The organism is Variovorax sp. 160MFSha2.1 (assembly GCF_048305075.1).
Classification (GTDB): Bacteria; Pseudomonadota; Gammaproteobacteria; order Burkholderiales; family Burkholderiaceae_C; genus Variovorax; species Variovorax guangxiensis.
Genome location: NZ_CP157625.1, coordinates 395,670 through 420,910 on the forward strand (window position 1 = coordinate 395,670; position 25,241 = coordinate 420,910).

At 65.2% G+C, this 25,241-nt stretch carries 25 protein-coding genes and 1 pseudogene; 5 read left to right on the forward strand and 21 right to left on the reverse strand.

Annotated elements, in window-relative coordinates; all coding sequences use genetic code 11:
- Positions 1-140 precede the first annotated feature (140 nt).
- Genes ABL838_RS33315 through ABL838_RS33355 form a run of 9 tightly spaced genes read right to left on the reverse strand, consistent with a single transcriptional unit; the run spans position 141 to position 9,091 of the window.
- Positions 141-695 carry a nuclear transport factor 2 family protein gene (locus ABL838_RS33315; RefSeq protein ID WP_418126026.1) on the reverse strand — a complete coding sequence of 185 codons (555 nt, stop codon included), beginning with the start codon at positions 693-695 and terminating at the stop codon, positions 141-143.
- The gene (locus tag ABL838_RS33320) at positions 692-1,075 is read right to left on the reverse strand and encodes a VOC family protein (RefSeq protein ID WP_418126027.1); all 384 of its coding nucleotides are present in this window, start codon (positions 1,073-1,075) and stop codon (positions 692-694) included. Before ABL838_RS33320 ends, ABL838_RS33315 begins: the two co-directional genes overlap by 4 nt.
- Positions 1,072-1,830 (reverse strand): SDR family NAD(P)-dependent oxidoreductase, encoded by a 759-nt coding sequence (locus ABL838_RS33325; RefSeq protein WP_418126028.1) that lies wholly within the window; start codon positions 1,828-1,830, stop codon positions 1,072-1,074. Before ABL838_RS33325 ends, ABL838_RS33320 begins: the two co-directional genes overlap by 4 nt.
- Positions 1,827-3,959, reverse strand: coding sequence for an acetate--CoA ligase family protein (locus ABL838_RS33330; RefSeq protein ID WP_418126029.1), 2,133 nt, complete (start codon positions 3,957-3,959; stop codon positions 1,827-1,829). The genes ABL838_RS33325 and ABL838_RS33330 overlap by 4 nt, the downstream gene beginning before the upstream one ends.
- Position 3,960: 1 nt before the next feature.
- Positions 3,961-4,722, reverse strand: coding sequence for an enoyl-CoA hydratase/isomerase family protein (locus ABL838_RS33335; RefSeq protein ID WP_184642370.1), 762 nt, complete (start codon positions 4,720-4,722; stop codon positions 3,961-3,963).
- Positions 4,719-5,831 carry an acyl-CoA dehydrogenase family protein gene (locus ABL838_RS33340; RefSeq protein ID WP_418126030.1) on the reverse strand — a complete coding sequence of 371 codons (1,113 nt, stop codon included), beginning with the start codon at positions 5,829-5,831 and terminating at the stop codon, positions 4,719-4,721. The genes ABL838_RS33335 and ABL838_RS33340 overlap by 4 nt, the downstream gene beginning before the upstream one ends.
- Positions 5,832-5,836: 5 nt before the next feature.
- Positions 5,837-6,997: an acyl-CoA dehydrogenase family protein gene (locus ABL838_RS33345; RefSeq protein WP_184642372.1), complete on the reverse strand. Its 1,161-nt coding sequence runs from the start codon at positions 6,995-6,997 to the stop codon at positions 5,837-5,839.
- Positions 6,998-7,035: 38 nt separating this feature from the next.
- Complete coding sequence (locus ABL838_RS33350; protein WP_418126031.1) at positions 7,036-7,974, reverse strand: flavin reductase; 939 nt, start codon at positions 7,972-7,974, stop codon at positions 7,036-7,038.
- 25 nt (positions 7,975-7,999) lie between these two features.
- Complete coding sequence (locus ABL838_RS33355) at positions 8,000-9,091, reverse strand: LLM class flavin-dependent oxidoreductase (protein WP_418126032.1); 1,092 nt, start codon at positions 9,089-9,091, stop codon at positions 8,000-8,002.
- 102 nt (positions 9,092-9,193) lie between these two features.
- Here ABL838_RS33355 and ABL838_RS33360 point away from each other — a divergent pair, with 102 nt between their 5' ends.
- On the forward strand, positions 9,194-10,105 hold the full coding sequence (locus tag ABL838_RS33360; RefSeq protein ID WP_184642375.1) for a LysR family transcriptional regulator: 912 nt from the start codon (positions 9,194-9,196) through the stop codon (positions 10,103-10,105).
- A gap of 18 nt (positions 10,106-10,123) precedes the next feature.
- On the opposite strand, the gene ABL838_RS33365 is transcribed toward ABL838_RS33360, so the two are convergent.
- Complete coding sequence (locus ABL838_RS33365) at positions 10,124-11,005, reverse strand: SMP-30/gluconolactonase/LRE family protein (RefSeq protein WP_418126033.1); 882 nt, start codon at positions 11,003-11,005, stop codon at positions 10,124-10,126.
- A gap of 138 nt (positions 11,006-11,143) precedes the next feature.
- Here ABL838_RS33365 and ABL838_RS33370 point away from each other — a divergent pair, with 138 nt between their 5' ends.
- Both ABL838_RS33370 and ABL838_RS33375 read left to right on the forward strand, forming a co-directional pair.
- Entirely contained in the window at positions 11,144-12,100 is a 957-nt protein-coding gene (locus ABL838_RS33370; RefSeq protein ID WP_418126034.1) for a Bug family tripartite tricarboxylate transporter substrate binding protein, read from the forward strand.
- A gap of 20 nt (positions 12,101-12,120) precedes the next feature.
- The gene (locus tag ABL838_RS33375; protein WP_184642378.1) at positions 12,121-13,329 is read left to right on the forward strand and encodes a CaiB/BaiF CoA transferase family protein; all 1,209 of its coding nucleotides are present in this window, start codon (positions 12,121-12,123) and stop codon (positions 13,327-13,329) included.
- 63 nt (positions 13,330-13,392) lie between these two features.
- Here ABL838_RS33375 and ABL838_RS33380 read toward each other — a convergent pair whose 3' ends face one another.
- The 4 genes and pseudogenes from ABL838_RS33380 to ABL838_RS33395 form a co-directional block, all read right to left on the reverse strand.
- A complete protein-coding gene (locus ABL838_RS33380) occupies positions 13,393-14,559 on the reverse strand; it encodes an acyl-CoA dehydrogenase family protein (RefSeq protein WP_418126035.1) in 1,167 nt (388 codons plus the stop codon).
- Between the two features lie 195 nt (positions 14,560-14,754).
- Positions 14,755-15,624 carry a prephenate dehydratase gene (locus ABL838_RS33385; protein WP_418126036.1) on the reverse strand — a complete coding sequence of 290 codons (870 nt, stop codon included), beginning with the start codon at positions 15,622-15,624 and terminating at the stop codon, positions 14,755-14,757.
- Positions 15,625-16,171: 547 nt separating this feature from the next.
- A pseudogene (locus ABL838_RS33390) lies at positions 16,172-16,888 on the reverse strand (CoA-binding protein); the annotation flags it as partial.
- 99 nt (positions 16,889-16,987) lie between these two features.
- Positions 16,988-17,425 (reverse strand): helix-turn-helix domain-containing protein, encoded by a 438-nt coding sequence (locus ABL838_RS33395; protein ID WP_418126037.1) that lies wholly within the window; start codon positions 17,423-17,425, stop codon positions 16,988-16,990.
- Positions 17,426-17,611: 186 nt separating this feature from the next.
- Between ABL838_RS33395 and ABL838_RS33400 the strand changes: the two genes are divergently transcribed.
- Positions 17,612-18,160: a hypothetical protein gene (locus tag ABL838_RS33400; RefSeq protein ID WP_418126038.1), complete on the forward strand. Its 549-nt coding sequence runs from the start codon at positions 17,612-17,614 to the stop codon at positions 18,158-18,160.
- A 215-nt stretch (positions 18,161-18,375) separates the two neighbouring features.
- Here ABL838_RS33400 and ABL838_RS33405 read toward each other — a convergent pair whose 3' ends face one another.
- From ABL838_RS33405 to ABL838_RS33415, 3 genes are all read right to left on the reverse strand, one after another.
- Positions 18,376-19,716, reverse strand: coding sequence for an amidohydrolase family protein (locus tag ABL838_RS33405; RefSeq protein ID WP_418117918.1), 1,341 nt, complete (start codon positions 19,714-19,716; stop codon positions 18,376-18,378).
- A 61-nt stretch (positions 19,717-19,777) separates the two neighbouring features.
- Entirely contained in the window at positions 19,778-20,566 is a 789-nt protein-coding gene (locus ABL838_RS33410; protein WP_418126039.1) for an alpha/beta fold hydrolase, read from the reverse strand.
- 10 nt (positions 20,567-20,576) lie between these two features.
- On the reverse strand, positions 20,577-21,446 hold the full coding sequence (locus ABL838_RS33415; RefSeq protein ID WP_418126040.1) for a fumarylacetoacetate hydrolase family protein: 870 nt from the start codon (positions 21,444-21,446) through the stop codon (positions 20,577-20,579).
- Positions 21,447-21,631: 185 nt separating this feature from the next.
- Here ABL838_RS33415 and ABL838_RS33420 point away from each other — a divergent pair, with 185 nt between their 5' ends.
- Entirely contained in the window at positions 21,632-22,501 is an 870-nt protein-coding gene (locus tag ABL838_RS33420; RefSeq protein WP_418126041.1) for a helix-turn-helix domain-containing protein, read from the forward strand.
- A gap of 176 nt (positions 22,502-22,677) precedes the next feature.
- Here the strand turns inward: ABL838_RS33420 and ABL838_RS33425 are convergent, their stop codons facing one another.
- From ABL838_RS33425 to ABL838_RS33440, 4 genes are all read right to left on the reverse strand, one after another.
- Positions 22,678-23,208 (reverse strand): hypothetical protein, encoded by a 531-nt coding sequence (locus ABL838_RS33425; RefSeq protein ID WP_418126042.1) that lies wholly within the window; start codon positions 23,206-23,208, stop codon positions 22,678-22,680.
- 114 nt (positions 23,209-23,322) lie between these two features.
- Entirely contained in the window at positions 23,323-23,673 is a 351-nt protein-coding gene (locus ABL838_RS33430; RefSeq protein WP_418126043.1) for a hypothetical protein, read from the reverse strand.
- A gap of 210 nt (positions 23,674-23,883) precedes the next feature.
- Positions 23,884-24,348, reverse strand: a complete 465-nt coding sequence (locus ABL838_RS33435; RefSeq protein WP_418126044.1) for a hypothetical protein — start codon at positions 24,346-24,348, stop codon at positions 23,884-23,886.
- Between the two features lie 142 nt (positions 24,349-24,490).
- Positions 24,491-24,964 (reverse strand): hypothetical protein, encoded by a 474-nt coding sequence (locus tag ABL838_RS33440; protein WP_418126045.1) that lies wholly within the window; start codon positions 24,962-24,964, stop codon positions 24,491-24,493.
- Between the last annotated feature and the right edge of the window lie 277 nt (positions 24,965-25,241).

Consider the following 25,241-nt stretch of genomic DNA (forward strand, 5'->3'; position numbering starts at 1 on the left):
TCCGAGAAGGAAAGCGCAAAGATGGCGTCGAAGGTTCATGGTGATCGCAAGAGTTGCAGAAGAAAGGAGTTGAATGAAGCGTGCGTCGTCGCACTCTATTGCCCGGCAGTGCGCTGCCTCGCGGCAAGCGCCTTGCAGAGTCACCGTCGCGACGCAGCGGATTCGTCGCGGTGAATGTCCTCTAGCAATCGATAGACCAGGTCGTCCGGCGCCGCGCGGCCATTCGGCTGCCGCGGCCCGAACAGGGCCGCGTCGTCCTGCGCAAGCTCGGGTCGCGCGCGCTCCTCGATCCAGTCGTAGACCACGGTGCGCGCAGCCACACGCCACTGCCCTGCCCGGCGCTCGAAGCGGTCGACATAGCGCCCGCAGAGAAAGGTCTGCCCTTGCGGCAGCGCGGCCGTGGACTGCAACGCGAAGAAGCTGCTCTCCACCGCGGCCGTGTCGCCATGCAACTCGATCAGCACGTTGGTGATCTGGTGGACGCGTCGCCCGCCCCGGCGCAGCTTGTCCAGGGCTTGGGCGATGAAACCCTCGGCGCTGCCGTTCCAGGCGCCGTGGCAGTCGGTGGCATCCTCCCAATAGGCCGAGCGCAGGGCGGCCTCGTCGCAGCGGTCGATGCCGCGGCAGTACCGGTACAGGCAGTCCCGGATCGCTTCGCGATCCAGCAGTGCCTGCAACGATGCCTGGCCGCTCATGTGGCGCCAGGCGGTGACCGCCGGAACAACTGCACGATGTTGCCCTCGGGGTCGCGCAACGACAGCACCATGCCGTGGCCGCCCATGTCGCGCATGCCGAGCACCTCGCCGCCCGCGTCGGCGATCCGCTCCTGCGCACCGTCGAAATCATCGACCTCGAACACCATCACCAGGCCAGAGGCAGCGGGCGCCGCCTCCTCGAGGCAGGCCAGCGAAACGTTGGTGTTGCCCACGCCATACTGGAACCAGCGGTCCCCGTCGTTGAACTTCAAAGGCAGGCCGAGCGCCGATGCGTAGAAGGCGTGCAGTTGCCGCGGCTGCTTCGCGGCGACATAGACGTTCTGCAGTCGTCGCGGGGCCGCCGGCTGTGCGGCGCTCACAGCGAGGTCTCCGAGGCGCCGCCGTCCAGGCGCAGCACTTCCGCGTTGAGGAAGCGCGCCGCATCGCCCGCCAGGAAGCAGATGGCATCGGCGATCTCCTCCACCGTGCCCAGGCGCCGCAGCGGCGTGCGCGCGATGCGCCTGGCATCGAGCTCCGCATTGCGGTGCTTGGCCGTTCCCTCGGTGGGTACTGCACCCGGCGCAACCGCATTCACCCGGATGTTGCGTCCGCCGAGGTCGGCGGCCGCCGCGCGCGTGATGCCCAGCACCCCCGCCTTGATGCCGCTGTAGACCACCGAGCGCATCGGTGACTTGAAGCCCGCGATGGACGCCACATTGACGATGGTCCCCCCGCGCTCGGCATCCATTGCCTCGGCCGCGGCCTGGATGCCCCAGATCACCGACTTGAAGCCGATTTCCACCATCCGGTCCATGACCTCGGGCGTGATCTCGGCCAGGGGCTGGTAGCGCACCCAGGCAGCATTGTTGACCATGATGTCGAGCCGCCCCGCCTCGCGCGCCAGTTGCATGACGGCCTCGCGCATGCCCTCGCGGCTGGACACGTCGCGCGGCAGCGCAATGGCCTTGCCGCCGAGCGCTCGGATCTGTGCGCAGGCCTCCTCGACGAACTCCTGTTTGAGGTCGTTGACGCCGACGGTGGCGCCCAGCCGGGCCATCGCCAGCGCGGTGGCCCGGCCGATGCCATGGCCGGCACCGCTGATGAAGGCCACGCGGCCTTCGAGGGATGCATTCATTGCTTACCTTTCTCTGCCTGTTCGGGAATGAGCAGCGCATCGAGCGCGAAGGCGCCCTGTCCCGCCTCCAGCACCACCAGCGGATTGATGTCGATCTCGGCCACTTCGCCGGCATGCCGCGCGGCAAAGCACGACAGCGCGGCAACGGCACGTGCGGCGGCCTGCACGTCGGCCTTCGGCCGACCGCGCGCACCGTCGAGCAGCGGGAATGCCTTGAGCGAACGCAGCATCGCCGCGGCCTGCGCCTCGTCGACCGGCGCGCTCTGCAGCGCCACGTCCTTGAGGACCTCGGCAAAGATGCCGCCCAGCCCCACCATGACCATCGGGCCGAACACCGGATCCTTCCGGGTCCCGAGGATCAGCTCGACGCCGCCTTGCGCCATCTGCGCCACCAGCACGCCGGTGACGCGGGCCTGGGGCACCTTGTGCGCCACGCGGGCGAGCAGGCTCTCGTAAGCCTCGATCAGCTGACCTTCGGAGCGCACATCCACCACCACGCCACCGACCTCGGTCTTGTGCGCGATGTCGGGCGAGACGATCTTGAGCACCAGCGGAAAGCCGATGTCGCGCGCGGCGGCCAGTGCCTCGTCGCGGCTGGCCGCGACGGCCTCCTTGAGCACCGGCAGCCCGGCACGGGCAAGCGCTGCCTTGGCGCTGGCTTCGGTCGCGAAGGCCTCCGCAGGCAGGGTTTCCCGCTCGATGGCCGCGCCCGCGGGGGCCGGTTCGGCGCGCGCACCGAAGTGCACCAGTGCCGCGAGCGTCGCGCAGGCCGCATCGATGCCCTCCACCACCGGGAAACCCATCGCACTGAGCTGCGCGCGCACCTCCTGCGGCGCGCGTGCGCACAGGACGATCAGGCGCGACGGGTGTTCCTTGCGCACCTGCGCGAGGGCCGTCAGGAACACTTCTCGCAGCCGAGGTACATGGAAGGCATTGGCCGACTGGAGCATCAGCGCATCGCAACTGTCGTCCTCGGCCACGGCGGCCAGCACCTTGGCCAACACCTCCGGGCGGCTGGACACCTGCGCCGTCATGTCCACCGGATTCGACGGTGATGCGAAGGGCACCACCTGCAGGATCCGCTCGCGGGTCTGCGTAGCCAGCTTGGGCAGCGCCAGGCCCTGCGCACTGGCGGCATCCGCCAGCAGCACGCCGAAACCACCAGAGGCCGTGAGCACCGCCACCTTGTTGCCACGGGGCAAGCGATCCGGCCCGAGCACGGCGAGCGCATGGCCCACCTCCAGGAGCTGTTCGATGCTCGGCACGCGGATCGCGCCGCCATTGCGCAGCACCACGTCGAACACGGCGTCCGAGCCGGCGAGCGCGCCCGTGTGAGAAGCGGCGGCGGCGCTGCCCGCTTCGGACACACCCACCTTCAGAACCACCAGCGGCTTGCCCGCCTTGCGGGCCATTGCCATGGCTTTGTGCAGCCTGGCGCCATCGCGGCAGGTCTCCATGCAGCAAAGGATGACCGAGGTGCCCGGATCCGTTGCCAGCGAGGCGATCGCATCGGCGATGTCGACATCGCACTCGTTGCCGGTGGTCAGCATCCGGCTGATGCCAAGGCCCCGCTCTGATGCGAGGCGCAGCGTGTAGCTGCCGAGATTGCCGCTCTGGGAAACGATGCCCACGGGGCCCGCGGCGGGGAAGGTATCTTCCAGCGCCACCGAAAAGGTCGCGATGCTCCTGTCCGGCACGCCGATCGCGCCGAGGCAGTTCGGCCCAACGATGCGCATCCCGCTGCGCCTGGCCACCTGTGCGATCCGGGCCTGCAGCCTGCCGCCCTCCTCGCCCATCTCGGAGAAGCCGGCGGAGAGCACCACCGCCGCGCGCACGCCGCGCCCAGCGCAGTCCTCCACGGCGTCGAGCACACCCTCCGGCGGCACGGCGATCACGGCGAGCTCGGGCGCCTCCGGCAGGTCGGCGACGCTCGCATGAGCCTGCAGCGTCTGCACGACGCCGGCCTTGCGATTGACGGGGTAGATCCGGCCCGCATAGCCGTACTTGCGAAGGAACTGCAGCGGGCGTCCGCCGATCTTGGTGACATCGTCAGAGGCACCGAGTATCGCGATCGAGCGCGGACTGAACAGCGCCTCGAGGCCGCGTCCCACTTCCACCAGCGCCTGCATCTCAGCGCCCCTTGTAGACCGGCGAGCGCTTCTCGAGGAAGGCGCGGCGCGCTTCCTGCGCATCCTCGGTCTTCGACAGCGCCATGGTGAAGTTCTGCTCGAAGCGGTAGCCATCGCGCTGCGGCATCAGATCCATCATGTTGGCCGCCTGCTTGGCATAGGCCATGGCCAGCGGCGCCTTCGCCGCGATCTCCTGCGCGAGCTGCAAGGCCACCGGCATCAGCTGGTCGGCCGGCACCACCTCGTCGAGCACGCCGCGGCGATACAGCTCTGCTGCCGACGCGCGCATGCCGGTGAAGAACAGGCGGCGTGTGAAGGAACGTCCAAACATGGTGCGCAGCATCGAGACGCCGCCGGCCAGGCCCACGTTGATCTCCGGCATGGCGAAGGTCGCGTCCTCGCTGGCCAGGAAGATGTCGCAGGCGGCCATGAGCCCGAAGCCGGCGCCGAGCGCCGGACCGTTGATGGCAGCAATCACCGGCTTGGCGCACTCGCGGATCGCATTGCCGGTCTCGCGCGTCAGGCGGTTGTGGCCGAGGAAGTCGCCGGCCTTGCCAGGGTCAGGCCGGTCCTTGAGGTCGGCACCGGCGCAGAAGTGCTTGCCGGTCCCGGTGAGGATCGCAACCCGGATGTCGGTGCGCTCGGAGATTTCGTCGAAGGCTTCGATGAGGCCGCGACGCGTCTCGCGATCGAGCGCATTGACCGGCGGCTTGTCCAGGCGGACGACGGCGACGTATTCGGAAACTTCAAGGCTGACGCTCATTGCGCACTCCTGGCGAGGTTGGAAAGGGATGAGGGACCGGCATCGCCCTGCGATGCCTTCAGGTGGGCGGCATGCAAGAGGCGGTCGCCGTAGCGGAACTCGGAGGCGATCAGGCGCTGCGCGAGGCGCGTGGCGAGCACCTCTTCGCTCAGGCCCATGCCGCCATGCATCTGGATCGCGGCTTCGGCGCAGCCGCGCGCCGTCTCGGCGAGCGACACCTTGGCCAGTCGCAGGCTCCGGCGCAGGTCGGAGCCCTTCTGTTCGTGCGCATGGAAGCAGTGGATCGTCAGCCCCTTGGCGCCGAGGTACTTCACGTACATGTCGGCCACGCGGTGGCGCAGCACCTGGAAAGTGGATAGCGCCACACCGAACTGCCGCCGCTCCTTGAGGTGGCCGAGCGTCTGCTGGGTCAGGGCGGCAAGCGCGGCCACCGTGTCGACGGCAGTGAGCAGCAGCGCGGCATCGCTGGCGGCAGCCAGTGCATTGCGGGCCTGGCCGCCGCGCGCGATGCAGCTGCCCTGCGGCACGGTGAGCCGGGCGAGTGCGAAGTCGGCACCGCGTCGGCCTTCCATCGTCCGGTAGCGCGCCACGGGCACACCGATGCGCTCGGCGTCGACGAGGAAGATCGCCGCCTCGCCATCCACCTCGGCTGGAACAAGCCAATGCGTCGCGGGCAGCGAGACATCGACACCCTGCACGAAGCCATTCAACTCGTAGCCGATGTCGAGGTGACGCGCCCGTAGCGCCATCTCCTCAGGCATGGCGGACAGGGCGATCAGCGGCGCGAGCTGCGCCGAGCCCTCGGCCACGGCCCCGAGCCAACGGTTTCCGACCTCGGGCGCGGCCGCCTGCAGCAGAAGAGGCACGACCGCGCAGGTCTCGACCACCGGAAGGTGCATGCCATGCGTGGCGAGTCCTTCGACGATCGATGCCAGGTCGGCCAGGCTGCCGCCCACGCCACCGGCTTCCTCGGGCACCAGGGTGGCGGTCCAGCCCAGCTCGCGCACCGGGTCGCCGGGCAGTTCCGGCACGGCGGCGTGGTCCTGCGCATAGCGGCTCGCCGCGTCGAGCAGCATGCCCGGAAAGAGGGACGGGAAAGAGGTGGACATGCTTGTCAGGCTCCCAGAAGTTCGTTGGCGATCACGTTGCGCTGCACTTCGGAAGTGCCGCCGGCGATCGTGCGGGCCCGCGTGAACATGTAGTTCTGGATCCAGGTGGCGGCGGGCACCTCGGGATCCGCATCGGCGAGGAAGCGATGCGCGGCCTCGGGCCCGACGGCATCGAGCGCGATCGTGGTCAGCCGCTGGGCGACATCGGCGCACGTCATCTTGATCGCGGACGGCTGCACGCCCAGCGCACGCTGGTGGATCAGATCGTCGGTCGCCTGCGCCATCATCACGCGCGCGCCCTTCGCTTCGGCTTCGCACAGCAGCAGCTTGTGGTGCAGGCCGCTGAAATCGCGTCGCCCGCGCGCGGCCGTTGCGGCCTCCTCGACCAGCCGCACCACCTGGCGACGCAGCAGCTCCAGACGGGCCACATTGGCCGGCGGCAGGCGCTCGCGCTCCAGCAGGTACTTCGCGCAGGTCCAGCCCTTGCCCACCTCGCCGACCAGGTTGTCGGCGCGCACGCGCACCTCTTCGAAGAAGACCTCGTTGAGGTGGTGCCATCCGTCGATGGTGCGGATCGGGCGCACGGTGACGCCCGGCGCATCCATCGGCACCAGGATCAGCGAGATGCCTTCCTGTTTCTTCGCCTCCCTGGAGGTGCGCACCAGCATGTAGATCATGCTGGCCTCGTGCGCATGCGAGGTCCAAATCTTCTGGCCATTGATGACCCACTCGCCCCCATCCAGGCGCGCACTGGTGGACAGCGAAGCCAGGTCCGAGCCCGAGCCTGGCTCGGAATAGCCCTGGCACCACCAGTCGGAGCCGTCCAGGATGCGCGGGAGAAAGCGCGCCTTCTGCTCAGGCGTGCCGAAGCGGATGATGACCGGCCCGATGTGACCCAGGCCATGGTGGTACAGCGGCGGGCAGTCGTTGTCGGCCATCACCTCCTCGAAGATCAGGCGCTGGCGGATGTCCCAGCCGGTGCCGCCGACCTCGGCGGGCCAGCTCGGCGCGCCCCAGCCCTGGGCGTTGAGGATCTTCTGCCACGCCTGGTATTCGCGCTTGGTGATCTTCTGGCCCGCGGCGACGACGGCACGGATCTCGGAAGGGCAGGACTTGCGGGCGAACTCCTCCAGTTCGCGCCGAAAGCCGGCGTAGTCGATGGACATTCTCGTTGTCTCCAGGGATTCGATTCGATGGGGTTTCTTCAGCCCTTGCGCAGCTGGGCAATCAGCTCGTCGAGCGCCGCGACCGCGGCGTCGGCATCGCGCCGGCGCAGGCCGCGCGCGACGTTGCGGCGCAGGGGAAAAAGGTCCGGGCGCGCGCGCACCGGCAGCACGTGCGTCATGCGCTCGCGCAGCACGCCGGTCATGGTCTGTGCCATCAGCATCAGCGCCTGGTTATGGCCCGCGGCGGCAATGGCGCGGAAGAAGCGGCTGGCCGATTCGATGCGGTCCTGGCGCGAGGCGTCGCCGGGGTGGGCCTCGATGGCGTCCACGGCGTCCTCCACCGCTGCCAGTTCGGCATCGCCGGCACGCTCGCAGGCCAGGCGCAGCAAGGTGCCGTAGAGCGTGCGGTAGGCCTCGTCGACGTCCGCGTCGCCCAGCTGGCCTTGCACCACCAGCTTGCGCAGCGACTCGGCCAGCATCATGTAGGCGCCCTTGTAGAAGACCAGCGCATGGTCGCCACCGCCGGCCGCCATGTGCCGCACCTCGCCGATGAAGACGGTGTGATCGCCCGCCTCGTGGCGGGCGAACACGCTGCACTCGAAGCTCGCCAGGCAATCGTCGATCAGCGGCATGCCCAGCAAGCCAGGCTGCCAGCCCACGCCTTCGAACTTGTCCTCGATCTTGCTGGAGGCGAAACGTCCCGACAACGCGTCCTGGCGCTCGGCCAGGATGTTGATGGCGAAGCTCTCGACCCCCAGGAAGGTCTCGCGCAGCCGGCTGGCGTTGCGCAGGCTGAACAGCACCAGCGGCGGCTCGAGCGACACCGAGCTGAACGAGTTGCAGGTCAGCCCCGCGGGCCGTCCGTCGGGCGTGCGCGTCGTGATGACCGCCACGCCGGTCGGAAAGCAACCCAGCAGCTGGCGAAACAGCGCGGGTTCGACGACGGGGCGGGTGCGTTCTTCGGCGACCTCGGACATGGGCGTTCTCCTTCGCTGCGGCGCCTCAGGCGGCAGCGACCTCGCGCTCGGCTGTGCTGGCGTGCGGCGGGTCATTGGCGATCTCCTGCTGCACCGCAGGAATGATCACCTTCGACCAGGTCTGCAGCTGGCGCAGCATGGTGGGATGGTCGAAATCGCCCATCTGCGTCTGGAAGCAGTAGTGCACCGGCTTCAGGGCGCGGATCTCGCTGACCACGCGTTCGATCACGGTGTCGATGCTGCCCACGGGCAGCAGCGCGCGCATCTCCTCGAGCGTGGGCTCGCCCTCGACGATGCCCTCTTCGACCTGGTAGTCGTCGGCGATCTGCGCGGTGCGGCGCTTCAGGCTCAAGGCCACGCGGCGCTGGTAGCGGGCGCAGTCCAGGTAGGCATCGACCTCGGCCTTGTCATTGCTGGCATAGGCCGCGCGCAGCAGGCCCACCTTCACGCCGGCCGGATCCTTGCCTTCGGCTCTCGCCACCTTGTCGATCAGCACGCGATGGGCATGCATCTTCTCCACGCCGCCATCGCCGCCTGAGACGAACACGTGGTGGTCCGACTTCACCGCGCGCGAGACAAAGGCCGGGTCCACGCTGGTGATCCACATCGGCGGCATCGGCTGCTGGACCGCGCGCTGGCTGATCGCGCTCATGGGCTGGCGGTAGTACTCGCCCTCGTAGCTGAACTTGGGCTGCTTCAGGCCCAGCTCGAGCATGTCGAGCATCTCGAAGGTGCGGGCCTTGGCCGACTCCAGCGAGACGCCGAAGCGCTCGAACTCGAAGTGCTGGTAGCCCGAGCCGATGCCCAGGTTGAGGCGGCCGTTGGACAATTGGTCCACCATGGCCACGTCGGCGATCAGCCGCGCGGGCGTGTACAGCGGTGCGACGACAATGCCGGTACCCAGCCGGATCCTGCGGGTCGCCGCGGCGCAGTGCGCGATCATGGTCAGCGGCGACGAGCACATGCCGTAGTTGCTGAAATGATGCTCCGCGAACCATGCCGCGCCGAACCCCAGCTCGTCCGCCAGGCGCGTCTGCTCCACGGCGTCGCGCAGGATCTGGTGGGAGGTTTTGTGCTTGTTTCGCTGCTGCATCAGAATGAAGATTCCGAAATCCATTGCCGGTGCTCCTGTGTGGTTGGTGCCTATGTGCACGAATCGTAGGAACGGGAGCCGCCTGCGGATCGCCAACGTGCGCACAGCTTGTTTGCATCTTTTGAAATGAAGGCCCTCGATTCGCTGCGCATCTTCGTCACCACCCAGAGGAAGGGCAGCCTCTCGGCCGCGGCGCGCAGCCTGAGCCTGTCGCCTGCGACCATTTCGCGGCGCATCAGTGCGCTCGAAGAGGAGCTGGGCGTGCAGCTGGTGGACCGCACCAGCCGCAACCTCCGCATGACCGAGGCGGGACAGGCCTTCCTGGAACGCGCCGAGGTCGTGCTCGAGTCCATGGCGGAGGCGGAGCAGGCCGCACGCGACGCCCGCCAGCGGCCCGAAGGTCGTTTGCGGGTGCATTCGCGCACCCACATCGGGCTGCGGGTGGTGGCGCCGCTGCTGCCGCGCTTCGCCCAGCTCTACCCCGACATCCACGTGGAAGTCGAGCTGTCGGAGCATCCGGTCAACCTCGTGGAGCACGACTTCGACGTCGACATCCGCACCGGCGAGTCGAACGACTCCGGCTTCGTGATCAAGCGGCTGCTGTCCAGCGACGAGGTGCTGGTGGCCAGCCCCGCCTTCGTGAAGACCTACTCGCGCATCAAGCATCCCACCGACTTGCCGCAGGTGCGCTGCCTGACCTACAAGCGCGAGCGCGAGGCCACCATCTGGAAGTACATCGACGAGGCCGGCGAGCAGCAGGAGTTGGCCATCCAGGGCGTGCTCAGCGCCAACAACGGCGAACTGCTGCGGCTGGCGGCCATCGGGGGCATGGGCATCGCGCTGCTGTCGGAGGCCACGGTGCGCGGCGACCTGCGCTCGGGCACGCTGGTGCGGCTGCTGCCGGACTACCGCTTCGCGGTGCGGGCGTACTCCAACGGCATCTTCGCCGTCTTCCGCCAGAACCGCACCCTGCCGCTGAAAGTCCGCGCCTTCGTCGATTTCGTGGCCGAAGCGCTGAAGGACGAGGATCAGCGCTAGAGCCTGCCGGCCGGGTCTCTAGCCTCGGGCGAAGCGATGCGGCAGGCGTCCTGAGGCGGGCAGGCCTTCGATCACGAACAGCCCGCCGTCGTGCGGCTTCGGGCCTTCGAGGCGGGCGCTGCGCGATATCGACGTCAGGTAAATCCGGTCGAGGCGCGCGCCCCCGAAGCACAGGCTGGTCGGGTAGGTCGCAGGCAGCGCCACGAGGCGCTCGAGCTCGCCGTCCGGTGCAAAGCGCGCGAGTTGGCCCGCGCGGGTCAGCACCGTCCAGAAAAAGCCCTGCGCGTCCACCGTCGCGCCGTCCGGTCCGGACTCGAAGCGTCCGGTGTCCACGAACTTGCGCTTATGGCGCAGCGGCCCGAACGGGTCGTAGTCGTAGGCCCAGATCGTGCGCTCCAGGCTGTCGGCCAGATAGAGCGTGTGGCCGTCGGGACTGAAGCAGGGGCCGTTGGCGAAGCCGATGTCGTCGGCCAGTTGCTCCACCCGCGCGTCGGGTCGCAGCCGGTACAGCCCGCCCAGGACAGCCTCGCCGGGTTGGCGCTCCATGTGCATCGTCCCGGCAATGAAGTTGCCGGCTGGATCGCACTTGCCGTCGTTGAAGCGCACGCGGGGATGATCCACCGTGATGTGCGCCAGGATCTCCAGTGCGCGCGTGGCGAAGTCGTAGACGGCGAAGCTGTTGCGCAGCGCGACCACGACGGCGTCGCCGCGGCATGGCGCGATGGCCCCCACGGGCGCCGGGAGGCTGTGCTGCTCGAGCACGCCGGACTGCGGACGCAGGCGCCAGAGGATGCCTGCCAGCGCGTCGATCCAGCATACGGCCTGTGCATCGGCATCCCAGCAGGGGCTTTCTCCAAGCCGGTCCCTGGTTTTTCCGATTCGGCGAATCCGTGCGTCCATGGATGAAGTGTGCCGACCGGTCCTAGCCGGTCGCGACGCGGCGTGCAAAGCATCTTTTCACTCCCTGCAGCACCGGCCCGACGGCGGCCATCTAGACTGATTCGCGAATCCGATTCCGGATCAGAACAAGGAGACAACGTGAGCTTTCGCAACACCATCGTCGGGCTGGTGATCGGCGCGTGCGCCCTCGGCAGCGCCTTCGCGCAGCAGGTCACGCGCATCGTCGTGCCGTTCGCCGCCGGCGGCGGCACCGACCAGTACTGCCGCATCCTCGCGCAGGAGCTCAACAAGCACGGGCTGAACGTCATCATCGAGAACAAGCCCGGCGCCAGCGGCATCCTCGCGGCCGACCACGTCGCCCGCGCGAAGCCCGACGGGCAGACCGTGCTCGTGTCCTCTCTGGGCACGCTGGCGAACAACAGCGTGCTCTACGATAAATTGCCCTACGACGCGGCGAAGGATTTTGCGCCGGTCACACAGATCGCCTACCAGCCGGCCATCATCGTGGGACGCACCGACCTGCCGTACAAGAACATCAAGGAGATGGTCGCCTACGCCAAGCAGCATCCGGGCAAGATCAACCGGGCCTCGCCGGGCGCGGCGATCCTCACCAACCTGGCACCGATCGCCTTCGAGAAGGCCCAGGGTTTCAGCACCACCCACATCCCGTTCAACGGTGACGCGCCGGCCTTGCAGGCGTTGCTCGGCAGCCAGATCGATATCCACGGCACATCCATCACCGGGGCGCTGCCCTACGTCAAGGCAGGCAAGCTGCGCGTGCTGGGCGTGATGGATTCGCGGCGACTGCCGCAAGTGCCCGACGCGCCGACCTTCAAGGAGCAAGGCTTCGACATGGAAGCCACGCTGTGGTATTCGCTGTCGGTGCCGGCCGGCACACCCAAGCCCGCGATCGAGCGCCTCAACAAGGCCGTCAACCAGGTGATCGCCGATCCCGACTTCGTGGCGCGGGCCCGCGCCATCGGCATGGAGCCGCGCGGCGGTAGCCCCGAGGACCTCGACAGGTTCATCAAGGCCGAGTCGGACCGCTGGCTGCCGGTGCTGCAAAGCCTGAACCTGCCCAAGCAGTCGCAATGAAAGAAGGCCCGGCCCCGCACATGAACCATCCCAACCCGCTGCCCCTGTCCGGTGTTCGCGTCCTGGACCTGTCCCGGGTCATGGCAGGGCCACTGTGCGCGATGGCGCTGGCGGACCTCGGCGCCGAGGTCATCAAGGTGGAGCATCCCGAGCGCGGCGACGACACGCGGGACTGGGGCGTTCGCATCGGCAGCCACAACACCTCCTACTTCAACAGCTGCAACCGCAACAAGCGCTCCATCTGCGTGGACCTGCAGGCCGAGGAAGGCCGCGACCTCGTGCGCGATCTGGCCACGCGCTGCGACGTGGTGATCCAGAACTTCAAGTACGGCGGCGCGCAGAAGATGGGCCTGGGCTATGAGGACCTGAAGAAGGTCAACCCCGGTATCGTGTACTGCTCGATCTCCGGCTATCCGGTCCTCGGGCCCGAGAAGGCCCGCCCCGGCTACGACCTTGTGGTCCAGGGCGAGACCGGGCTGATGGCGATGAACGGCGAGGAAGGCCAGGGACCGCTGAAGTTCGGCGTCGCCGCGGTCGACATGTTCACCGGCATGTACGCGGCGCAGGCAATCCTGGCCGTGCTGTACGCGCGCACGCGCACCGGCGAGGGACGCCATGTCCAGATGTCGCTGTACGACAGCGGCATGATGATCACCTCCTACTATGGCCTGACCGCCTGGCTGAACAAGGGCGACCCCGCCAAGTTCGGCAACTCGCATCCCTCGATCGTCCCCTACGGCGTGTTCGACGCCGCGGACGGACCGGTGGTGATCGCGGTGGGCAACAACAGCCAGTTCCGCAAGTTCTGCGAGGAAGTCATCTTCTGCGCCGAGCTTGCGCGCGACCCGCGCTTCGAGAAGAACACCGAGCGCTCAAAGAACCGCGGCGAGCTGCTGCCCATCCTGCTTGCGCAGATCCGGCAGCACACGCGGGCCGAGCTCATCGAACGCATGGACCGCGCAGGCATTCCCTGCGGCGAGGTGCTGGGGCTGTACGAAGCCCTGCAGTCGCAGCGCACGCAGCAGGCGCAGGTATGGCACCGCTTCGAGGATGCCGAGGCGGGCCCGCAGGCCGTGCATGCGCCGCCCTACGTCATCGATGGCACGCGCACGGGCGTGCGCCACCCCCCGCCGCACCTGGGCGAGCACACGGCCGAGGTGCTGGGCGAGCTGCTCGGACTGCCGCAGGAGCGGCTGCAGGCCCTCGGCGAGAAGCACGTCATCCGGTAGCGCGGTACCGCATCGTCCCGCGCACCGGCACACGCGAACGAACGCAGGCTTGCGATACCCGCCTCAGTCGTCCAGCCGGTAGCCCGCCGCGGCGATGGTGCGCTTGGCGATGTTGAGCTGGTGGATCTGGCTGGTGCCCTCGTAGAGGCGGAACAACCGGACGTCCCGGTAGAAGCGCTCGATCGCATGGCCCTGGATGAATCCCGTGCCGCCCAGCATCTGCACGCAGCGGTCGGCCACGCGCCCGCACATCTCGGAGGCGAAGTACTTGCAGATCGAGGCCTGCATCGCCACGTCCTCGCCGTCGTCGCGCTGGCGCGCGGTCTGGAGGATCAGCGCGCGGGCGGCCTGGATCTCGGTCTGACAATCGGCGATCAGCGCCTGCACCAGCTGGAAGCCGGCCACCGGCTGACCGAACTGGCGCCGCTGGCAGGTCCATGCGACCGCTTCGTCCAGCATGCGGATGGCCGGGCCGGTGCACAGCGCCGCCAGATGGATGCGCTGCTTGTTCAGCACCTTCATCGCGGTCTTGAAGCCCATGCCCTCGCGCCCGCCGAGGAGGTTGTCGGCCGGCACGCGGCAGTTCCGCAGGTGCACTTCCGACACCGGCGAGCCGGACTGCCCCATCTTGCGGTAGGGCTCGCCGGTGGACAGCCCCGGCGTGCCACGCTCGACCAGGAAGGCGCTGATGCCGCGCGCGGTGGGGTCGGCGGGATCGGTGCGTGCCATCACGGTGAACAGGCCGGCGATGGGCGCGTTGGTGATGAAGCACTTGGTGCCGTCCAGGATGTAGTGATCGCCGTCGCGCACCGCCCGGGTCTGCAAGGCGGTGGCGTCGGAGCCGGCCTGCGGCTCGGTCAGTGCGAAGGCGCCCGTCAGTTCGCCGCGCGCCAGCCGCGGCAGGAAGCGCTCCTTCTGCTGCGGCGTGCCGTCGGCCACCAGCGCTTCCGAGCCAATGCCGGTGTTGGTGCCGACGCGCGCACGAAAAGCCACCGAAGCCTGCGACAGTTCCATGGCCGCCAGCACCAGTTCCTCGGTGCTCATCCCGGCGCCACCCCAGGCTTCGGGGATGGACCAGCCGAAAAAGCCCCGGGCGGCCATGTCCTCGACCAGGTCGGCGGGCACCTCGTCGTCGCGCTCGACCTCGGCCTCGCGCGGGATCAGGCATTCACGCACATGGCGCCGCAGGTCGGCCAGGGTCTGCGGGAAGGAGGAAGGGTCTCGGATCATCGCGGCAGTCTAGGTGTGAAGACGCCGGGCGTTCCGCCCAGGGCGTGCAAAGGTGCTTTGTATGCCGTGTGGTTTGCTCCGGCCGCGGATGCGGCGGAGGCGGCGGATGGTCGCTGGTCGGACTTCGCCCCTCGGTTTTCCCCCGGGACCGCTCGCGTTGTGGCGCTCCATCAAAGCTGCGAGCACAGGATCAAATCATCGGCGCGGATAGGAGCCGAGGACGCGCAGTTCGCGATGCTCCTCCAGAAAGGCGGCCAAGGCTCCCTGCTTGGCATGTCCTTCGACTTCCACCAGATAGCGATGCGTGTCCAATGTCTTCTTACTCGGGCGCTCGTAGATCGTCAGGATCCGCACGCCTGCCGCGCCGAACTCGGCCAAGGTGCTCGACAGGGTGGCATCCGAGACAGCGACCAGCAAGGATGTCTTGTCGTCGCCGGTGGGCGCCGGCATCTGCCGGCCGAGCACCCACCAGCGGGTGACGTTGTGCGGGCCTTCCTCGATGCCGTCGACCAGCGACACGAGTGGATAGATGTCTGCCCCGACCTTCGGCCCGAACGACGCCGCATCGGGCGTCGCGCTGCGCGCGACCGCCTGTGCGGCCGCGCCCGCGCTGGCTGCGTCGATGCGACGCACGCGGGGCATCTCCCGCTCGAGCCACGGCCGCACCTCTTCGAAGGCCACCGGATGCGCGTGGACCGCCACGATATCTCCTCGCTTCGTCCCCGGTTTGGTCAACAGGCTGTATCCAAGCATCTTCGGGTACTCGGCGACGATGCGCACGTCGGGCAAGTCGATCACCGCGTCGAGGTAAGGCGTCGCGCCAACCGCGGAGGTCGTGGCGGGGACGCAGGCGCGCTCGATCTTTCCGTCCGCATAGGCCCTGAACAACTCGTCGCGCGACAACGGCACGAGATCCCTGGCACCGAACAGGTCCAGGCACGCCTGGTGCGTCCAGCTCCCTGCCGGCCCCAGGTAGCCGATGGAGCCGGCAACGGCAAGGCCCGGGGAGTTTCCAAAGAGCACCAGAACACAGGCAACAGCATTGACGGTTCTGAATTTCAGCATGGCAGCAGACAGAAAGTTGGCAGATGCAACGTGGTTCGTTGATGTGCTCGGGCTGGGAAAGTGTTTCGCATGTCAAGGGGCTGCCGCAACACCTTCGTCGTGTGCAATTCGAGGACCCTCGCGTATGCCCACACCCCGACCGGGGCGGCATGCCGCTGTTGCGTGACATGCAATGGCAGGCCTCACCAGCACGACACGGCACGGCACGGCACCGGAGCATCCGGACCTTCGTCTTCCAGTTCTGCGTAGCTACTCCTGGGGCTTCTCAGCGCAACGCGCCGACTCCAGCCACCGCGCAACCCCCTTGCCCTTGCGCTAACACGAAGATCGAATTGATCTCGGCCTTGGGCTGGCCGCGAACCCCATCGAGCAAGGGTCATGTCCTGAGCTCGTGCACCACGGCCAGCGCTCGCTCCTCGGGAAGCCACCTGCCGCAGACAACAGGCGCATCGTGGTGTCTTTGAAGAGTCCTGCCGTCACGCCTCCCGTGCCCAGCATGGATGGCCGACCAAGGGCATCGCGTACATGGCGAGGATCAGTTCGGTTTCGCCGTACAGCTCTCTGCTGCAACGAGGGCCGGCACGCCAAGCTGAGCAGAGTTGCGGACTCGGGCGCATGCGAACTGAGATAGGCCAAGACCGGTTTGTGGGACAGCCACAGGCAGTCTTCGATCGCGCCGGCCAACAGTTCGGGCCGACTGACGCCTGACGCCTGACGCCTTACGAACCAACGATGACCAAGACATCGTAGGTTGCGCTTGCCAGGAGTGCCGGGATCACCCCGCGCCGTAGATCCGGCCGCAGGCCCGCCAAGGCAACGTCGATCGGATTGCGATCGAGCGAGGTATGGTCGCCGCCTTGCAAGGCGCGCAGCGCAACTGCCGCGAGCTCGTCGGCGCCGGGGCCTCGAATCCGCAGATCCCCCTGTCGGACACAAGCGTGCCGGCGTCCCCCGTCGACGTGAAGAGGCGATCCGCCAGCCCCGCAGAACGCGCCTTGTTGCGAGCGCGGCCGAAATGTCCAGAAGGTCGCCAAAAGTCTGGGCGCGGATCACACCTGTCCGGCGGAACAGGTCCTCGTACATGCGGTCCGTGCCGGCCATCGCACCGGTGTGCGAGACGGCCACCTTGGCGCCCGCTCAGAGCACCTGACCTTGAAGGCAACGACGGGCTTGCCTGCCATCGCCGCCTTGAGCGCAGCAGCGCGGAATTTCTCGGGACGCCGGATCGCTTCGATGTCAGCGCGATGACCCGCGTCACCGGATCGGCGAGTCAACGAGTTCAGCGAGACTGAGGCCGCGCCTCAACCAGCAGGAAGAAGGCTCTGTTGCGGCTTCTGCACCACCATCGATGCGCGCGGTCGCGCTAGTGGCCTAGTCGCTCGGCAATTTCCGGACGGCCAAGGCTTCGCACGGCAGCGAGGTTTTCGAGCTGGGCAGCCCGGGGGCGAGCTTTGCCTTGCTCCCAGTGGTAGATCGTCTGACCCGAGACACCGACAAGCGTCCCGTAATCGGCGGCGGACAAGCCCAGTTTGGCGCGGTGCGCCGCTACACGCGACGCGCTGAAACGTCGACGTGGACCGCCTTCGTCGGACGGCGCCGCTTCGGCCGTCGACATCTTGCGCGAATCGAGCTTGGAGAGTTGCCGCACTGCTTTTTGCAAAGCAGCAATTTCACGCCTAAGTGCCGCAATTGCGCTGCGGTGTTGAACGCTTTGCTTCTTCAACGTTTCGATCTCCGCGCGCACCTCCTTGCGGGCTACGCGTGCGATCTCTTCCTTCAGTGCTGATGCGATATTTGGCATGGCCGCATTGTGCCTTCTGGGAGAGTTATATGACGCCGATTGATGGCAGAGTTCGGAGAACCTCTGAAAAATGATAGGTTTCTGGGCATCAATGCAGTACGACCAGAAGGTTGGAGGGTGACGTACCCATGACAAGCCGAGAGGCTACATTCGGCCAGGAACCGACATTCAAATCCAATCGAATTCATGTCTAAGACCAAGCCGCTTTCCATTTTTCCGCTCGTTCTCCTTGAGCTCACACTGGCAGCTCGTCAGTCAGTGCTTTGCTTGGCAGCCATTATTTTTCTCTGCTCCTGCGCCCCAGTTCCTTATAAGAAGGCCGAAGGACCTGAGGTCGCAACCATAACGTTGACCAACGCATCGAACAGTTGGATTCGGGCAATGGAGTCCCAGCAAGGAGATTGCAGAGATATGCATTTCATGGGCGGCAATGTCGAGTCGATTTATTCTGGCCAGAATCGCACGACATACTCGAACCCAGGTGGTGTCCTTGTCTTTAATGTTGTTGGCAACGTTGGCTTTGGCTACAAGACCATCCATTCCTGCGCGTTCAACGTAGGCCTCGTCGTCGAACCCAACGGCGAGTACGCCCTTCGGTACGTCGGCACAGACGATGGTTGCCGTCTTGAGGCACGCCAACTCACAAAAACTGGATGGCATCCCGTCGAGTTGAAGAAGTACAAGCTTCACAACTTGATCGGACCGCAATCCTGCTCCCCCGCCGAAGTTCCGTGATCCAGCTGCCGAACGGGCGGCGGCATCCGACCGCCTGCAGCGTCGGCTGAACAGCGGCGTTCGATTTGCGCCTCTCCTGAGCGGCTGCTATTGGGCGAAGACACTGACCGCAGTGGGCCCAGTGCCGAACTTCAGGAGGGTCCAATGATTGACCGCTTGCGATGAAAAGCGGCTGCTCGCCGTGACATCCAAGCGAGCAGCCGAACCCGCCGCGGTCAGTGCATCTCCGCCAAGGCTTCCTTAACGCCTTGTTCCCGCAGCGGTGTGTCGGCGCCTTCCAGATGCAGCGCAGCGTGCGGTGGAACAGGCGTGGCGCAGTCCTTATGGATCTCGCCATCCTTCATAACTAGCTGAACTTTGGCCGGATCAGTCAACAGCGACAAATCCTCCAGCGGGTCGCCGTCGATGAGGACGATGTCTGCAAGAAATCCCGCCTTCAACTGTCCGAGCTCATCGGGCCGCTGCATGATCTGGCCACCCAGTCGGGTTGCCGCCGTCAGCGCTTCCTTCGCCGTCATGCCGATGTAATCGACAAAGTACTGAAGGTCGTTGGCATTGGTGCCATGCGGCATCCACGCAAAGCCGTAGTCACCGCCCGGCAGGATGCGAATGCCGCGCTTATGCATCTCGCGCAACGAGGCGGATGCGATCTCCAACTCGCGCTTGTAGCCCATTTGAGTAGCGACAGCTTCGGTGATGCCGTACTCGGCCGCGTTGTAGGTTGTACGAATGAGCCATCCGATGCCAGGCGCGACGAAGTGCTGGTCCTTGGCCGCCTCCAGCATGTCCAGCGCCTCCGAATCGGCAAAGCTGGCGTGGTAGACCATTTCAATGCCGTGGCGCACACACTGCTTGACCGATTCGCTGGAGCGCGCATGCGCGGCCATGCGTTTTCCGTAACGCTTGGCTTCCTGCGCCAGCATGGCTACTTCGTCGTCCGCAAACGGCGACATCTCGGCCGGCAGGCCAGCGATGTACTCGCCGGACAGATTGATCTTCAGGTGATCGACGCCGTACTTGATAAAGGTGCGGGCCGACTTGCGGATCTCTTCGGGGCCGCTGCACACGCTGCCGAAACTGAGCTCCTCGAACTTCATGTGTGGCAGTGTGTTGTCGCCCAGCGCGCCGATGGTGGTGATCTCCTGGCTGCCGGCGAGGTAGCGCGGGCCTGGAAATTCGCCTGCGTCGATGGCGTTGCGCAAGACCACGTCCAGCCGCGGCTTGGCCGCTGCGGCACCAATCGCGGAGGTCCACCCCATGTCGAGATAGCGCTTGGCAACGCGCACGCACCAGAGCATGTGCTCCTCAGGCGGCATGAACTGAATAGCCGCGAGTGAAGGCTGGTCGTTCCATGAGAAGTGCGTGTGGGCCTCGGTCATCCCCGGCATGAGAAAGCGGCCCTTGCCGTCGATCACGCGCGCATCGTCGGTGCTTACGCGCTTTGGAAAGCGAGCGACTTCTACGATGCGCTTTCCTTCGACGAGAAGGTCGCCGGTATATGGATCTTCGCCCGAGCCATCGAAGATGCGGACATTGGTGAATGCAATACGGGTCATCGTTGTCTCCTCCGGCTTGCGGTGCCGGCCATGGGTTGTCGAAATGGAATCCGGCGCTGGCTCAGAGCAGTGCCGCGTAGAAGGCTTCAAGTTCTTGTGCGCAGCGCTGCGGCTGCTCGAAAGTCGTCCAGTGCCCGCATCCTTCGATCACGACGAGGCGGCTGCCTGCGATGCGTTCCTGCATGGCGCGGACATTGACCACGGGGGCTACGCCATCCTGGTCGCCGGTGACCAGGAGCGTTGGCACGCCGATGCGTTCGAGTTCGGCCGATTGCGCCCCGGCGAGCGCTGTACAGCTTTGCGCATAGCCCTCGGGCGACTGGCGCATCACGCTCTCGCGCACCAGCGCGAGCACTGCCGGCTGCTGCTCCTTTGTCTGTGTGCTCGTCGCGCCTTTCACGATGGCATCGGCAATTTCCTGCATGGCCGCCACACCGCCGCGCGCTGCGTTGGCACGGGCCGTGATGTTGGGGCATGCTGCCTCGGGAGGCGCAGCCATCGGCCCAAAGAGCGCCAGCGACTTCACCGTGCCAGGCCTGCGCAGTGCCAGGTGCTGGGCGACGATCGTGCCCATCGAGTGCGCCATCACATGCACCGACCCGATGTCGAGCGTCGAGAAAAGAAGCGTCATTGTCTCCACGTAGTACTCGATGGACAGCGCCTGGCCGTCAGCAGGCAGCGGCGACCTCGCGCTGCCCGGCAGATCGGGCCTGATGCGGCGGAAGCCACCGAGCGCCGGCACTATGGGAGTCCAGTTGTTGGACGAACCACCCAGCCCGTGAATGCACAGCAGCGCCGCGCCTTCACCATCGATCTCGACTGTCAGACCATTCAGAACTTGAGTCGTCATGCGCCCCCCTTCAGACGAATTTGTTCTCGATGGCGCCGAGCCGGTCGATTTCCACGCGCACCACATCGCCCGCGCGCAGGTAGCGCGGTGGGCTCATGCCCATGCCTACGCCGGCAGGCGTGCCAGTGGCGATGACGTCTCCGGGGTAGAGCGTGATGCCGCGCGAGATGGTCTCGATCAGCGTGGGGATGTCGAAGATCATGTTCTCGGTCGGGCCGTCTTGGCGCATTTCGCCGTTGACCCAGCAACGCACACGCGTCTTGGTGCCGTCGAACTCGTCCGCGGTGACGATCCACGGTCCCATGGGGCAAAAGGTGTCGAAAGACTTGCCCATGTCCCATTGCCCATGGCGCATCTGCACATCGCGGGCGGTCACGTCGTTGACGACCGTGTAGCCGAACACATGCGACATCGCAGCGGCGCGCGTGATGTTCTTGCCTCCCTTGCCGATCACGACGGCCAGTTCGGCTTCGTAGTCGATCTGCGTGGACACCTCGGAAGGCACGAGCACGTCGTCGTGCGGGCCCACGACGCACTCGGGCACTTTGGTGAAGACAATGGGCCACTCGTCGGTCTTGGCTGAGTTGTCCTTGAACACCGAGGCAGAAAGCTCCTTGGCGTGCGCGTGGTAGTTGCGGCCCACGCACCAGAGGTTGCGGCGCGGTTTGGGCAGCGGCGCGTCCAGCACTACGTCGGCCAGAGTGACCGCAGGACCGGACGCCTCCGGGAGCGAGCCGCCCTCGGCCAGGGATTCGATCAGCGTCAGCACGCCACTATCGGCCTGGGCCTGGGTGAGCTGCAGTGGGGTGATGGTCTTCCCGTCTTCGGAAACTAGGCCGACCTTTCGGTGGCCCTCGTTTGTAAAAGTGGCGATTCGCATGAACGTTTGCTCCTGTGTATTAGCGATGCGCCAACTTTAGAAATTGCGAGCAGAGCACGCTTATCGAGCGATCCGGCGGCGTATCAAATCGTCTGGTGTGGTCCTAAGGACTTACCCGAGGCGCTATGCCGCTCAGGGATGAGGGGAGGAACAATCGCGTCAACCCATCTCGATGAAGCACGCAGATGCAGGAAGCCTATGCACTCCACGAAGGCGCGTTCGGCACGGCAATCGTTCTGGAGGCGAGTGCCAATCTGGTCTCGCACGCACATTCGGAAACGCAACTCGCCCTTTGGCTGGGCGGCGCGCGTGCCTGCGCGCACGTCGGTACGGAAATCGTGCCCTACAGCGAAAGCGTGGCGCTAGGTGTCAACGCGTTTGAGGCGCACGACATGGTTCGCCTGGACGACACCGGTTCGAGCCTGTTCATCGTCTTCATGATCAAGAAAGACTGGCTCGATGAGCTTGGTCAGGCGAAGGACCGAAGCTTCCGGTTTCCGTCACCGCGCGTTCCCATCGGCGACGCGTTGCGCCGTTCGTGCTGGCGCGTACTTGACCTGATGATCTCCGCCGGCAGCGGACGCAAGCAGATCGACAATGAAGTGGAGCGCTTGCTGGAGGCTGCCATTGCGGCCTCTACGATCGGCGTCGATGCGCCCGCTGTGGGGGGCGGCATTGGCGTTACCCTGGACCATCGCCTGCGCGCAGCTATCGCTCATATGCGGGCGCACGTGTCTGAAAAAACGACCATCGATGAAATTGCCGCGAAGGTAGGGTTGTCGCGCGCGCATTTCTTTGCGCTGTTCCGTGACCAGCTGCACACGACGCCGCAAGTGTTCTGGAGTGGGGTGAGAGTCGAGGAGGCGATGCGGCGCGTCAGTGAAGGTGGCGAACTCACGGACGTGGCACTCGACCTCGGGTTTTCGGCCCCAGGCAATTTCTCGCGCTTCTTCAAGGAGCACACCGGGATTTCACCTTCGATTTTCAAGCGGGCTACACGTGCACCTTCGCCAGTCACTGTCACGGGAATACCGAGGGAAGGCCAGTCGTCTTAGGTACTCAGAGGAACTCCGAAGTTGTTGCGGCTTGATCAAAGAACAAGCCACCCATGGCAGAGACTTGCCAAACACCAAGCGGCATCAACGTCGGGTCTGTGCTCGGGCGACTGCTTTTGAGACCGAACCGGACATTGCCCGTGGCAACACGAGCGGCAGCTCGTGGTCAACAGCCGCTATTCCTTGCGGAACAGCAACGTGTCAGGGGCGTCTGGTTGCGTCAGTCGGCTCAGGATAAGCCCGCCACCTTTTGGCATCGACAAACGCCACCAGGCGCCGTTCGGTTCCGCATAGAACGTTACGTCGCTCTCATCCAGTGCTTGTCCAAGATTCGGCGACGGAAATCTCTCAGGTACTTCGTAGGCGCCCAACTTGTTCATGTGGCACCTGACCAACCATACAACCCGGTAGTGCTCACAGATGCTGAACTCTTCGGCACTCGGCAGGGGATAAGGCCCAGCCAGTTTTCTCCTGTGTTCGATTGCCCAAGGTGGAGGTTCACCCGACTCAATAAATGTATACAGCCCTCGCCATGGCTCAGGTTCCGGCCAGGTCTCTCGGTAGCGCTGTCGCTCTTCTTCCTTCAGGGCCAGGAAGAAAGTTCTCCATTGCCCCCAGTACTCCTCACCCCAGCCCATGCGCCACCCGACGCTACCCCATGGAATGTCAGGATGCTTGACCCACAGCGGTGACATTGCGACTGTCATGTTTCTGTGATTGGCGAGTTGGATTGGAAGGTAGACCGAGGCGGTGAAGGACGGCTATTGGCAACCGCTGATCCTGCCTCAGCTCAAGAGCGCTAGAAACATTCTCACCAAACATCATGCGGTGGGGTCAATCCTGGCGGACCTCTGCTCTGTGTTCCGCCTGCGACGTTCGCGTCGGGCGGCAAAGGACACAAAAATCAATACGACCGTCAAAGGAAGGAGCACGTTTGCAAGCATCTCTCCGACGATTCGTCCTTGGTCGTGGCTTGAAAAACGTCCCATGTCCAATGCGAGCAGCGCTTGAACTGTGAAGAAAAAATACACCGCACAGGCGGCAAGAACCAAGATGACCCCCGCTGTTCGGGAGGGCACAAGGTCTCGCCTGACAAGTAGGTTGAGGCCAGAGGCCCCGAAGTAGCCCACAAAGTAGACCACCGTGTAGATGATGAGTAGCGTTACGGCCATAGTTCCTTCTCCTCAAGACTCTGAGTTATTCTTGTCGAAGATGCCATCGCAATCGCTCGCGTCTCGACGTCTTGGTTCCTGCCTCGGGGTGAATCCTGGCCTAGATTCGAGCGTCCGCTGTTGGCCGACTGCGGTAGATGACGGCATTTTGCCGTGCGCTTTGCTAAATGCGGCGTCGCCACGATCGCTGAGAGGCGGTGCCTTTGCCTCTCATTGAACAGGCCGCATGCGCTGTTGACCGCACCTCTCGACAGATTTCAAGCTACCAGAAAATGCTCCCATGTGCCCGGTATTCTGGCTACTGAATTCGCCTTCTAACCGAACATAGCGATAGCTTGGGCAGTCAATCGACGCAGTTGAAGTAAGCCAATCCGCCGGTAGTTCCAAGGCCACCGCGTTAGAGGTGTTTCCGACACGAAAATCGTCTTGGTGCAGATAAAGTGCACGCCCTTCGAACTCGAGGCTCAGAAATCCGCCGACAACAACTCGCTTGCCGTCAAACTGATCAGGGTTGGCAATCAGCTGAACGAGAGAAACATCAAAGCGCTTGCAACCCTGCCTGGTATCGAGATCCGCACAGCGTGGCTCTCCACTCGCAAAGAAGGCAAAGAGCCCCAAGATAGAAAAAGTAGCAATGCGCCTGATCTTCCTCGCAACATGCAGGGTGGCGTTCACATGAGGTCTTTTTTATGGGTCATTGAACGATCTGCGCGATACACGTTTGACGGGCTAACCTCGAAAGTCAGTTTCGATCGTTAGTACGAAATCCTTTCGGACACCGCTCTTGGTCGAAAATAGTCGGACGCGCTCTGCAACGCTATCGACGCGCCGCACTGCGCACCCGCAGCACTTCGTCTTTTTCCTTCAATGGCAGAAAGAAAATTCCTGGCTTGAGGCTGGAAAATTCTGCCCCCTTCAAGAGAAGTAGTCGCGGAGTCGCATCGTTGTCATGAACGGCCCGGATCTGACTGAGGCTGTAGTGCATAAGCGGATCAAGTGGTATGAGCAACTCCCTTGGAACTCGCTCCGCAGTCGTAATTAAAGCCTCGTCAACAACCACGCGCAGACGGATGAGATTCTTAGAACTAGAGCCTGTGCGCGCCTGATCATCGACGACCGGGCGGCCATCCCCGTCAACCATGTCAACGCTGACGACGTGGCCGACCAGTACATGGTCAGCGTCTGCCGCCATTTCGGCGAGAGACATCTGCAACGGAAGGCTCGCCGACGCAACCAGCGGGATCGTTGCCATCAGCGACAAAAGAAAGTGTCTCGCCAAGCGTTCAATCACTTCACGATCTCCAGGAATATCCGCTTTGCCGTTTGTTGTGCAGCCAAGGGCGACGACTGCTATTGGCCGATGGCGGCCATCGTGGGATGGTTCCAAAAACAGGTTGCGAGGTACGCCTAGATGCCGCGTTCTCGAACAGATGCCCGTAAAACCCGCCTCGTTGGTCGCACGCGCTGGAAACCGATAAGGTCGATGTTCGGGGCTCTTTGTCTTGGTGCCGAATGCACCTGGACAGGTCGCTTGTGAAGGGCCCAAAACGGAAATCAGATTGCGGCGT

Coding starts and splice junctions, on each gene's coding strand:
- ABL838_RS33420 (WP_418126041.1), top strand. CDS start 21,632: ATGCAGGAAGCCTATGCACTCCACGAAGGCGCGTTCGGCACGGCAATC.
- ABL838_RS33335 (WP_184642370.1), bottom strand. CDS start 4,722: ATGAGCGTCAGCCTTGAAGTTTCCGAATACGTCGCCGTCGTCCGCCTG.
- ABL838_RS33375 (WP_184642378.1), top strand. CDS start 12,121: ATGAACCATCCCAACCCGCTGCCCCTGTCCGGTGTTCGCGTCCTGGAC.
- ABL838_RS33385 (WP_418126036.1), bottom strand. CDS start 15,624: ATGCTGAAATTCAGAACCGTCAATGCTGTTGCCTGTGTTCTGGTGCTC.
- ABL838_RS33380 (WP_418126035.1), bottom strand. CDS start 14,559: ATGATCCGAGACCCTTCCTCCTTCCCGCAGACCCTGGCCGACCTGCGG.
- ABL838_RS33340 (WP_418126030.1), bottom strand. CDS start 5,831: ATGTCCACCTCTTTCCCGTCCCTCTTTCCGGGCATGCTGCTCGACGCG.
- ABL838_RS33315 (WP_418126026.1), bottom strand. CDS start 695: ATGAGCGGCCAGGCATCGTTGCAGGCACTGCTGGATCGCGAAGCGATC.
- ABL838_RS33400 (WP_418126038.1), top strand. CDS start 17,612: ATGTCTAAGACCAAGCCGCTTTCCATTTTTCCGCTCGTTCTCCTTGAG.
- ABL838_RS33415 (WP_418126040.1), bottom strand. CDS start 21,446: ATGCGAATCGCCACTTTTACAAACGAGGGCCACCGAAAGGTCGGCCTA.
- ABL838_RS33355 (WP_418126032.1), bottom strand. CDS start 9,091: ATGGATTTCGGAATCTTCATTCTGATGCAGCAGCGAAACAAGCACAAA.
- ABL838_RS33350 (WP_418126031.1), bottom strand. CDS start 7,974: ATGTCCGAGGTCGCCGAAGAACGCACCCGCCCCGTCGTCGAACCCGCG.
- ABL838_RS33395 (WP_418126037.1), bottom strand. CDS start 17,425: ATGCCAAATATCGCATCAGCACTGAAGGAAGAGATCGCACGCGTAGCC.
- ABL838_RS33325 (WP_418126028.1), bottom strand. CDS start 1,830: ATGAATGCATCCCTCGAAGGCCGCGTGGCCTTCATCAGCGGTGCCGGC.
- ABL838_RS33345 (WP_184642372.1), bottom strand. CDS start 6,997: ATGTCCATCGACTACGCCGGCTTTCGGCGCGAACTGGAGGAGTTCGCC.
- ABL838_RS33430 (WP_418126043.1), bottom strand. CDS start 23,673: ATGGCCGTAACGCTACTCATCATCTACACGGTGGTCTACTTTGTGGGC.
- ABL838_RS33405 (WP_418117918.1), bottom strand. CDS start 19,716: ATGACCCGTATTGCATTCACCAATGTCCGCATCTTCGATGGCTCGGGC.
- ABL838_RS33360 (WP_184642375.1), top strand. CDS start 9,194: ATGAAGGCCCTCGATTCGCTGCGCATCTTCGTCACCACCCAGAGGAAG.
- ABL838_RS33330 (WP_418126029.1), bottom strand. CDS start 3,959: ATGCAGGCGCTGGTGGAAGTGGGACGCGGCCTCGAGGCGCTGTTCAGT.
- ABL838_RS33425 (WP_418126042.1), bottom strand. CDS start 23,208: ATGACAGTCGCAATGTCACCGCTGTGGGTCAAGCATCCTGACATTCCA.
- ABL838_RS33410 (WP_418126039.1), bottom strand. CDS start 20,566: ATGACGACTCAAGTTCTGAATGGTCTGACAGTCGAGATCGATGGTGAA.
- ABL838_RS33365 (WP_418126033.1), bottom strand. CDS start 11,005: ATGGACGCACGGATTCGCCGAATCGGAAAAACCAGGGACCGGCTTGGA.